Origin of the sequence: Pseudomonas sp. UBA3153, from assembly GCF_002364635.1 — a bacterium.
Lineage (GTDB): Bacteria > Pseudomonadota > Gammaproteobacteria > Pseudomonadales > Pseudomonadaceae > Pseudomonas_O > Pseudomonas_O kuykendallii.
In genome coordinates this window covers 80,265-89,714 of the sequence record NZ_DEYR01000013.1, presented here as the reverse complement: position 1 = coordinate 89,714, position 9,450 = coordinate 80,265, and the positions used below count along the sequence as shown (strand labels likewise).

The window sequence follows — 9,450 nt, the reverse complement described above, 5'->3', positions numbered from 1 at the left end:
CAGCCCAAAACTCACGTCAACTGCTTTTTCAAGGTTTCACTCAACTTTAACAACGACACGTGCGAATGCCTTCTTGCCGGCCTGGCAGACGTGGCTTGCACCCAGCTTGAAGACGAAGTCTCGGGAAACCACTTCGCCATCCACCTTCACGCTTCCCGCACCGAGCAGGTCGCGGGCACCTGCAGCGTTCTTCACCATGCCTGCCTTATTAAGGACGGCAGCGATCGGGAGGTCCTCGGCGGAGAACAGGACCACTTCCGGCAGATCTTCCGGTAGCTCGCCATCCTTCATACGGTTACCTGCGGAACGATGTGCGCCTGCAGCAGCTTCCTCACCATGGAAGCGGGCGACGATCTCTTCGGCCAGCTTGATCTTGATGTCGCGGGGATTTGCACCGCGCGCGATGTCACTGCGAAACGCCTCGATCTCTTCAAGGCTGCGGAAGCTCAACAGCTCGAAGTAACGCCACATGAGCGCATCGGGAATCGAGACCAGCTTGCTGTACATGACTCCCGGCGCTTCCTGGATGCCGACATAGTTACCCAGCGACTTGGACATCTTCTTCACCCCGTCCAGCCCTTCGAGCAGCGGCATGGTGAGGATGCATTGCGCCGGCTGGCCATAGGCACGTTGCAGCTCGCGCCCCATCAGCAGGTTGAACTTCTGATCGGTGCCACCGAGCTCGACGTCAGCCTTCAGTGCGACGGAGTCGTAGCCCTGTACGAGCGGATAGAGGAACTCATGGATCGCGATGGGCTGGTTGGTCGAGTAACGCTTGCTGAAATCGTCGCGTTCGAGCATCCGTGCCACGGTGTACTGCGAGGCCAGGCGGATGAAATCGGCCGGGCTCAACTGATCCATCCAGGTGGAGTTGAAAGCCACCTCGGTGCGCGCCGGGTCGAGAATCTTGAACACCTGAGCCTTGTAGGTCTCGGCATTTTCGAGCACCTGCTCGCGCGTCAACGGTGGACGCGTGGCGCTCTTGCCACTGGGGTCGCCGATCATCCCCGTGAAGTCACCTATAAGGAAGACCACCTGGTGACCCAGCGCCTGGAACTGCCGCAGCTTATTAATAAGCACGGTGTGACCGAGGTGCAGATCAGGAGCAGTCGGGTCGAAACCGGCTTTGATCCTCAGCGGACGCCCCAACTTGAGCTTCTCGATCAGCTCGGCTTCAACAAGGATCTCTTCCGCGCCGCGCTTGATCTGCGCGAGCTGTTCTTCCACAGACTTCATGGCATGACTCGATAGGTGTTTGACGAAGGGGAGCAACCATACAAGATCAGCTCCGAAAAACAAATTTCACCCTGGTGGCAGCGTGATGGCCGGGCAAAAGACCACAGCATTCAGGGTTGCCTCGAGGAAATTTTGGTTATATTTTAGACAGTTATTTCGTAGCCAAAATCACCAGACGCCATATGACGCATAATGTTTCCAAAGCAGAGCTCTACCCGAAAAGCCACATCCTGGCTGCCAGTGGTATAGCCGCATTGCTTAGCCTGGCACTGCTGGTATTCCCTTCTCGCGAAGTTGAAGCGAAAAGGACGAATCTGGACCTGGAGCTCACTACTCCCAGCCAGGAAATTCCTCAGGAAGATGCCACCCTGCAGTCGGAAGTCGCCGACGAACAGCAAGTAGCCGCATCGCCTTTCGCCGAAATCGAAACGGCGGACTCCGAACAGAGCGCTGATGCCGAGTCGAGCGAGTCTGACGACACCTCCGCGGCCAGCAACGAGGCGCCTGCCGACCCTTCCATCAAGGTCGTCAGGGTAGGCAATGGCGACACCCTGTCCACCGTGTTCGCCAAGGTCGGCCTGTCCGCCACCGCGCTGCACGAAGTGCTCGACAGCAGCAAGGATGCCAAGACCCTTGGCCGTTTGAAGGTCGGCCAAGCGCTGGAATTCAAGCTCACCCCTGACGGCCAACTGGAAAGCCTGCACTCCCAGCTTTCGGACATGGAGCGCGTCAGCCTCGCCAAGAGCGGCAGTGGTTACGTGTTCAAGCGTGAGCTGGCCAAGCCCGACGTGCGCAGCGTCTATGCCCATGGCGTGATCGACAGTTCGCTGTTCATGTCTGCCAAGCGCGCCGGCCTCTCCCACGACCTGACCATGGACCTGGCAAACATCTTCGGCTACGACATCGACTTCGGCCAGGATCTGCGCGAGGGCGACGAATTCGAAGCCATCTACGAAGAGAAGATGCTCGACGGCAAACGCGTAGGCACCGGCAGCATCCTCGCCGCGCGCTTCGTCAACCGCGGCAAGACATTCAGCGCCATTCGCTACACCAACAAACAGGGTGTAAGCAGCTACTACACCGCCGACGGCAACAGCATGCGCAAGGCCTTCATCCGCACTCCGGTGGATGTCGCGCGAATCAGCTCGCGTTTCTCGATGGGCCGCAAACACCCGATCCTCAACAAGATCCGCGCGCACAAGGGCGTCGACTACGCCGCGCCGCGCGGCACGCCGATCAAGGCAGCCGGCGATGGCAAGGTCCTCCTCGCCGGGCGCAAGGGCGGCTACGGCAATGCCGTGATCATCCAGCACAACCAGCGCTATCGCACGCTGTACGGCCACATGCAGGGTTTCGCCAAGGGTATTCGCAACGGCGTTACCGTGAAGCAGGGCCAGGTGATTGGCTACATCGGCACCACCGGGCTATCCACCGGCCCGCACCTGCATTACGAATTCCAGGTCGACGGAACCCAGGTCGACCCCCTGAGCATCAAGATGGCGATGGCCGACCCCATCAGCAGCGGCGAGAAGCAGCGCTTCCTGCAGCAAAGCAAGCCACTGCTCGCCCGCATGGAGCAGGAAAAAGCCACCATGCTGGCCCTCAACAACAAGCGCTGAGCCATGGCGCTTTACCTCGGCGTGATGTCCGGCACCAGCCTCGATGGTCTGGACATCGCGCTGATCGAGCAGCACACCCAGCCCAGGCTGCTCGCTTGCCTCTATATCCCGATGCCGCCTTCCCTTCGCAGCGATCTGCTCAGCCTCTGCACCTCAGGGGTCGACGAACTGGCGCGCGCCTCGCTGGCGGAGAATCAGTGGGTCGAGCTGGCGGCCCAGGGCATTCAGCAACTGCTCGCCAAGCAGAAACTCGACGCCGCCGACATCCGTGCGATAGGCAGCCATGGGCAGACGGTTCGCCACGAACCGCTTCGCGGCTTCAGCGTGCAGATCGGCAATCCGGCGCTGCTCGCCGAGCTGACGGGGATTACCGTGATCGGCGACTTCCGCCGGCGCGACGTCGCCGCCGGCGGTCAGGGCGCACCGCTGGTTCCGGCCTTCCATCAGAGCCTGTTCAGCGACCTTGGACATCCGCGCGCGGTGCTCAACGTCGGTGGCTTCAGCAACCTGAGCCTGCTGCATGCGGACGGCTCGGTGAGCGGCTTCGACTGCGGTCCGGGGAATGTGCTGATGGATGCCTGGATTGGTCGGCAACTCGGCGACGCCTTCGATGCCGACGGCGATTGGGCCGCCAGCGGCACGCTGGATGAGGCACTGCTCGAACAGCTGCTGGCCAACGAATTCTTCCAGGCCCGGGGGCCGAAAAGCACCGGGCGCGAGTTGTTCAACTTGGCCTGGCTGGAAGACCACCTGGCGCAGCACCCCGCCGTCGCAGCCGCCGATGTGCAGCGCACGCTGCTCGAACTGACGGCCCTGAGCATCGTCGACTCGCTGCGCGCCGCCCAGCCGCATACGCATGAACTACTGGTCTGCGGTGGCGGTGCGCACAACCGGGCACTCATGCAGCGCCTGGCGCAATTGCTTCGCGGAACGACGGTGGCTAGCACCGAAGCCTATGGCGTGTCGCCGGATTGGGTCGAAGCGATGGCGTTCGCCTGGCTGGCGCATTGCTGCCTGGAGCGGATTCCAGGCAACCGCCCCGAAGTCACCGGGGCACGCGGTCCGCGTGTGCTGGGCGCGATCTATCCGGCCTGAAGCGCAGAAACGAAAACGCCGTGCAGTGCACGGCGTCGACAAGGCGAAGCGGCGTCAGATCGAGAAGGATTGGCCACAGCCGCAGGTGGTGGCAGCGTTGGGATTGTTGATGACGAATCGCGACCCTTCCAGGCCTTCCTGATAATCCACTTCGGCGCCGGCCAGGTACTGGAAGCTCATCGGATCGACCACCAGGCTGACCCCTTCGCGCTCAATGATGGTGTCATCGTCCGCGGTGTCTTCATCGAAGGTGAAACCGTACTGGAAACCGGAACAGCCGCCACCCGTCACGAAAACGCGCAGCTTCAGACGAGGGTTGCCTTCCTCATCGATGAGGTTCTTCACCTTGCTCGCAGCACCCTGCGAAAACAGCATGGCAGTAGGGGTGAAGGTTTCGACGCTCATGTTGCATATCTCCCGGCGTTACGCTGCCTGAACTGCATTGGGGCCTGCCATTATCCGCTTACCCCAGAAAATCGGTCAACTATTCTGCGATCTGCCCCACTTGCCGTATGAAGACGGAGCTTCTTTCGATGATACGTCCGTGCACATTCCGCGGCCAACCGGCGTGGTGACGGGCGGGAGCGGTGCAACTACTATCTGCGCACCGTGACTACCTGGAAGCACCCCGATGCTCTATCTCTGGATCAAAGCGCTGCACATCATTTCCATCGTCTGTTGGTTCGCTGGGCTGTTCTACCTGCCCCGGCTGTTCGTCTATCACACCAGCAGCGAGGATGCGGCCAGCCGCCAACGCTTCTGCGTCATGGAGCGCAAGCTCTACCGCGGCATCATGCTGCCGGCGATGATCGCCACCCTGGTGTTCGGCATCGGCCTGCTGTCGATGAACCCGGGCCTGCTCAAGGGCGCCGGCTGGCTGCACGCCAAGCTGACCCTGGTGGTCCTGCTGATCGGCTACCACCATGTCTGTGGCGCGCAGATCAAACGCTTCGCCCGCGGCGAACCGGGCCGCAGCGAGACCTTCTACCGCTGGTTCAATGAAATTCCGGTACTGTTCCTGATCGCCATAGTGATCCTAGTGGTGGTCAAACCCTTCTGACCCATAACAAGAGAAAACGCCATGTCCCTGCCCGCCTCGCTCGATCAACGCCTGCGCCTGCCCCTGATGGCGGCGCCGATGTTCCTGGTGTCCAATCCCGCGCTGGTCCTCGCCTGCTGCCGCAATGGCATCATCGGCAGCTTTCCCGCGCTCAACCAGCGTGACAGCGAGGGCTTTCGCGCCTGGCTGGAAGAGATCCAGGCAGGCCTGGCAAGACAGCAGGAACCGGCACCCTTCGCCGTCAACCTTATCGTCCATCCGACCAACCCGCGCCTGCAGGCAGACCTGGCGATCTGCGTCGAGAAGAAGGTGCCCATCGTGGTGACCAGCCTGGGCGCGGTGAAGGACGTGGTCGACGCCGTGCACAGCTATGGCGGCCTGGTGTTCCACGACGTCACCACCCGTCGGCACGCCGAGAAAGCCGCCGAAGCCGGCGTCGACGGGCTGATCGCGGTGGCCGCCGGAGCCGGTGGTCACGCCGGCACCTGGAGTCCGTTTGCCCTGATCGCCGAAATCCGGCAGTTCTTCGACAAGACGCTGCTGCTCGCCGGCTGCCTCAACCACGGCCACGAGATTCTCGCCGCGCAACTGCTCGGCGCCGACCTCGCCTACCTGGGCACGCGTTTCATCGCCACCGCCGAAAGCGATGCCGGCGCCGACTACAAGCAGATGATCATCGGCGCCCGCGCCGCCGATATCGTCCACACCCCGGCGGTGTCCGGCGTACCGGCGAGCTTCATGCGCCAGAGCCTGGAGCGCGCCGGCTATGACCTAAAGCGACTCAACGACAAGAGCGCGGTCGACTACGGTGAGAAACTCAAGCCGATCAACGACGAAGCCAAGGCCTGGAAAACCGTCTGGTCCGCCGGCCAGGGCGCCGGCGACATCGAGGATCTCCCCAGCGTCGATCAATTGATCGCGCGCCTGGACCAGGAGTACCGCGACTCGCTGTCGCGCTGCGCTCAACTCGGCCAACGCTGGCCGAGCTGACCCCGCCTGTGACGCAGCACACGGCCCCGGAGCACCATCGCGCTGCCGGGCCTGCCTTCGTGCGAGTCCGCTTGTGCAGCCGTCGGCCGGTTATTACGCTGTGCCGGTTCCCAGCTCGTGACAAGGAAGCCCCGCATGACCGAAGCGCGTTACAAGATCGTATTCGATGGCCAGATCATGCCGGACATGACGCTGGAGACCGTCAAGGACAACCTCGCCCGACTGTTCAAGAGCGATCGCGAACGCATCGAGGCGTTGTTCGGCGGTCGGCCCCAGGCCATCAAGCGCGACCTCACCGAGGACCTGGCGGACAAGTATCTGGGCGCCCTTCAGCGCGCCGGTGCGCAGGTCCGCAAGGAGCGCGAGCAGAGCTCGGAGCTGAGCCTGGTCGAAGTCGAAGAGGCGAGCGATGCCGCCGCGCTCGCCGCCAGCGGCGACATGATCTGCCCCAAGTGCGGCCACGCGCAGGCCAAGGCGATCGAGTGCAGCGCCTGTGGTGTCGTCATCGAGAAGTACCTCGCGCGCCAGGCACAGCTCGCCGCGAGCGGCGAACTGCCCGCCCCCGCCGCCATGGAAAACACCGCCACGGCCCCCGCGGCCACGCCTTATGCGCCGCCCCGCGCGGACGTCGGCGAGACACTTCCCGAGTTCGGCGAGCTCAAAGTGTTCAGCATCAAAGGCCGCATCGGGCGCCTCCGCTACCTGGCCTGGTCGCTGGTGATGATCTTCAGTTTCCTGGTACTGCTGGGCGTGGCCGCGCTCGGCAGCAACGTCTCCGAGATCGTCGGCGCGCTGCTGATCATCGTCGTGTCGATCGCAGTCGCCGTCACCAGCGTGATGATCGCCGTCCAGCGCCTGCACGACATCGGCTGGACCGGCTGGCTGCTGCTGATCAACCTGATTCCCGTGGTCGGCAACGTGTTCGCTCTGCTGATGCTGGTGGTGCCTGGCAGCGAAGGCGTCAACCGCTATGGCCCGCCGCCACCGGCCAACAGCTTGTCGGTGAAAGTCATTTCCGGCGTACTCATCGCCATTCTGCTGTTGTCGCTGTTGATGATGTTTGCCTTCGGCGGTTTTGCCATGCTCGCCATGTACTGGGCCGCCCTCGGCAGCTGACGCGCGCCGCACCAACCCCGGGAGCCGGCTGTCCAAACGGCTCCTGTGTGGAGATTCAAATGCCCCATTACGTCCTCATCACCGGTGCCTCCAGCGGCATAGGCCTGGCCCTGGCCGAAGCCCTGGCACGGCGCGGGCGCAAGCTGATCCTGGTGGCGCGGCAGCGCGATGCGCTGGAAAGCATCGCCTGCGAGCTGACGCAGCGCTTCGGCGTCGAAGTGCTGTTCCGCACCTGCGATCTCGCCGAGCCGATCCAGCTGTCCGGGCTGCTCCACGAACTGGAGCAGAGCGAGCGGCGTATCGACCTGCTGGTGAACAACGCCGGGATCGGCTCCGGCGGCGCCTATCTGGAGCAGGACTGGAGCCGCGAGAAAACCCTGATCGAAGTGAACGTGCTGGCCCTGGCACGCCTGTGCCATGCGCTCGGCCAGCACATGCTGGCGAACGGTGGCGGGCAGATTCTCAACGTCGCTTCGGTCGCGGCCTTCCAGCCGGGCGCCTGGATGAGCAACTACTACGCGAGCAAGGCCTACGTCCTGCATTTTTCCGAGGGGCTGCGCGAGGAACTCGGCGGCCGCGGGATCAAGGTATCGGTGCTCTGTCCGGGGCCGATTCGCACCGCGTTCTGGCGCTCGGCGCAGCTGGAAATCGGACATCTGAGCGGCAGCAAACTGATGATGAGCGCGGAGGAAGTGGCGCTCCACACCGTGCGGGCGCTGGAGAAGAACCGCGCGCTGATCATCCCCGGCTGGCGCAACCGCCTGGCCACCCTGGGCCCGCGCTTCGCGCCGCGCTGGCTGGTGCGCAAGCTCGCGGCGCGGATCAATCGCGGCCTGCTCCCCGGCTGAGACTCAGTCCGCAGCCACCGTCCGCCCATGGGCCCAGGCGCACAGCGCCGCGAGGTCTTCGCTCATCACCACCGATAACGGCGAGGTGCTCTGCAGGCTGGTCAGCAGCAGGTTCTGATCGACCACCTGTTGACGCGCCTGCGCGGCGTACAGCGCGCTGACCACCGCCTGTTCGATTTCCGCACCGGAGAAACCGGCACTGGCCGAAGCCAGAGCCGTAAGGTCGAACGTCTCCGGATCGAGCTCGCGGCGCTGCAGGTGGATGCGGAAGATATCCGCGCGCACGCTCGCATCCGGCAGGTCGACGAAGAACAGCTCGTCGAAGCGCCCCTTGCGCACCAGCTCGGGCGGCAGGCGCTGGATGGCGTTGGCGGTGGCGACCATGAACACCGGCGCCTTGTGCTCGGCCATCCAGGTCAGCAGCGTGCCGAGCACGCGCTGGCTGACGCCTCCGTCCTGATCGCCGCTGGCCAGGCCCTTCTCGATCTCGTCCATCCACAGCACGCAAGGCGCCATCTGCTCGGCCATCTTCAGCGCCTCGCGCAGGTTGCGCCCGGTCTCGCCGAAAAACTTGTTGTACAGGCAGGCGAAGTCCAGGCGCAGCAGCGGCAGGCCCCAGAGTCCGGCCACCGCCTTCGCCGCCAGGCTCTTGCCGCCACCCTGCACGCCGACCAGCATCATGCCCTTGGGGCGCCCGATGCCGCTGTCGTTGAGGAAGGCGTCCTGGCGCTCGGCCAGCCAGCGCTTGAGCGATGCCAGCCCGCCGACCTCGGCGAAGCGTGCGGTGTCGTTCTCGAAATTCAGTACGCCCTCCAGGTCGAGCAACTGGAACTTGGCCTTGTTCAGCTCCGGCAGGTCTTCCTGGGTGATTGCGCCGTCGTCGCAGATCAGGTTGCGCGCCAGCGAGCGGGCTTCGCCGTGGCTCATCCCGCGCAGGTTGTTCACCACCTGCTGCAGTGTGCGGTTGTCGGTGCGCACGCGGGCGCCGCGATTGCGCTCGCTCCAGCGCGTGGCTTCGTCGCGAACGATCGCCAGCAGCTCCTCCTCCGAGGGCAGCGCCAGGTCGAAGCGGGCCGCGTAGCGCTGCACTTCCGGCGGCAGCTTCAGCGCGTGGGAGACCAGCACCAGGGTCGGCCGCTGCGCGCCCTCGGCCATGGCGATTTCCTTGAGCAGGCGCACCAGTTTCGGGTTGTCGTCGAGGAACGGATGCAGGTCGCAGAGCACGTAGAGGTTCGGCTGCGGATCAGCCTTGATCAGCTTCAGCGCCTCCTTCGGCTCCTGGGTCGGTTCCTCGTTCGCGGGCGCCGCGCCGAAGCCCAGGCGTTGCAGGCCTTCGGTGATCGACCAGAGGAACAGCCCGAGATTGCGCCGCACCGCCAGGCCGGTGAGGGTCTGCAGGACCCGCGGCTCGTCCCAGGACTCGATGACGATCAACTTGACCTTGGATTCCAGCACCAGGCCGAGATCGTGGATATCGTTCTTCACA

At 63.9% G+C, this 9,450-nt stretch carries 9 protein-coding genes; 6 read left to right on the top strand and 3 right to left on the bottom strand.

All coding sequences use genetic code 11. The features are described 5' to 3' along the window. Nucleotides 1-36 precede the first annotated feature (36 nt). A complete protein-coding gene (gene tyrS / locus B2X67_RS03290; RefSeq protein ID WP_282342425.1) occupies nucleotides 37-1,236 on the bottom strand; it encodes a tyrosine--tRNA ligase in 1,200 nt (399 codons plus the stop codon). Nucleotides 1,237-1,418: 182 nt separating this feature from the next. On the opposite strand from tyrS, the gene B2X67_RS03285 reads away from it, so the two are divergent. Continuing rightward, on the top strand, nucleotides 1,419-2,855 hold the full coding sequence (locus B2X67_RS03285; RefSeq protein ID WP_286784600.1) for a peptidoglycan DD-metalloendopeptidase family protein: 1,437 nt from the start codon (nucleotides 1,419-1,421) through the stop codon (nucleotides 2,853-2,855). A 3-nt stretch (nucleotides 2,856-2,858) separates the two neighbouring features. After that, nucleotides 2,859-3,950 carry an anhydro-N-acetylmuramic acid kinase gene (locus B2X67_RS03280; RefSeq protein WP_286784599.1) on the top strand — a complete coding sequence of 364 codons (1,092 nt, stop codon included), beginning with the start codon at nucleotides 2,859-2,861 and terminating at the stop codon, nucleotides 3,948-3,950. Nucleotides 3,951-4,004: 54 nt separating this feature from the next. Here the strand turns inward: B2X67_RS03280 and erpA are convergent, their stop codons facing one another. Continuing rightward, nucleotides 4,005-4,355, bottom strand: coding sequence for an iron-sulfur cluster insertion protein ErpA (gene erpA / locus B2X67_RS03275; protein WP_090225132.1), 351 nt, complete (start codon nucleotides 4,353-4,355; stop codon nucleotides 4,005-4,007). Between the two features lie 226 nt (nucleotides 4,356-4,581). On the opposite strand from erpA, the gene hemJ reads away from it, so the two are divergent. The 4 genes from hemJ to B2X67_RS03255 all read left to right on the top strand — a co-directional run bounded on the left by hemJ (nucleotide 4,582) and on the right by B2X67_RS03255 (nucleotide 7,964). After that, complete coding sequence (gene hemJ, locus B2X67_RS03270; protein ID WP_282342419.1) at nucleotides 4,582-5,010, top strand: protoporphyrinogen oxidase HemJ; 429 nt, start codon at nucleotides 4,582-4,584, stop codon at nucleotides 5,008-5,010. A gap of 21 nt (nucleotides 5,011-5,031) precedes the next feature. After that, nucleotides 5,032-6,000, top strand: a complete 969-nt coding sequence (locus B2X67_RS03265; RefSeq protein WP_286784598.1) for an NAD(P)H-dependent flavin oxidoreductase — start codon at nucleotides 5,032-5,034, stop codon at nucleotides 5,998-6,000. Between the two features lie 135 nt (nucleotides 6,001-6,135). Beyond that, nucleotides 6,136-7,116 carry a DUF805 domain-containing protein gene (locus B2X67_RS03260; protein ID WP_286784597.1) on the top strand — a complete coding sequence of 327 codons (981 nt, stop codon included), beginning with the start codon at nucleotides 6,136-6,138 and terminating at the stop codon, nucleotides 7,114-7,116. Nucleotides 7,117-7,175: 59 nt separating this feature from the next. Further along, a complete protein-coding gene (locus B2X67_RS03255) occupies nucleotides 7,176-7,964 on the top strand; it encodes an SDR family NAD(P)-dependent oxidoreductase (protein ID WP_286784596.1) in 789 nt (262 codons plus the stop codon). Between the two features lie 3 nt (nucleotides 7,965-7,967). On the opposite strand, the gene B2X67_RS03250 is transcribed toward B2X67_RS03255, so the two are convergent. Next, entirely contained in the window at nucleotides 7,968-9,449 is a 1,482-nt protein-coding gene (locus tag B2X67_RS03250; RefSeq protein ID WP_286784595.1) for an AAA family ATPase, read from the bottom strand. Nucleotide 9,450: the final 1 nt, after the last annotated feature.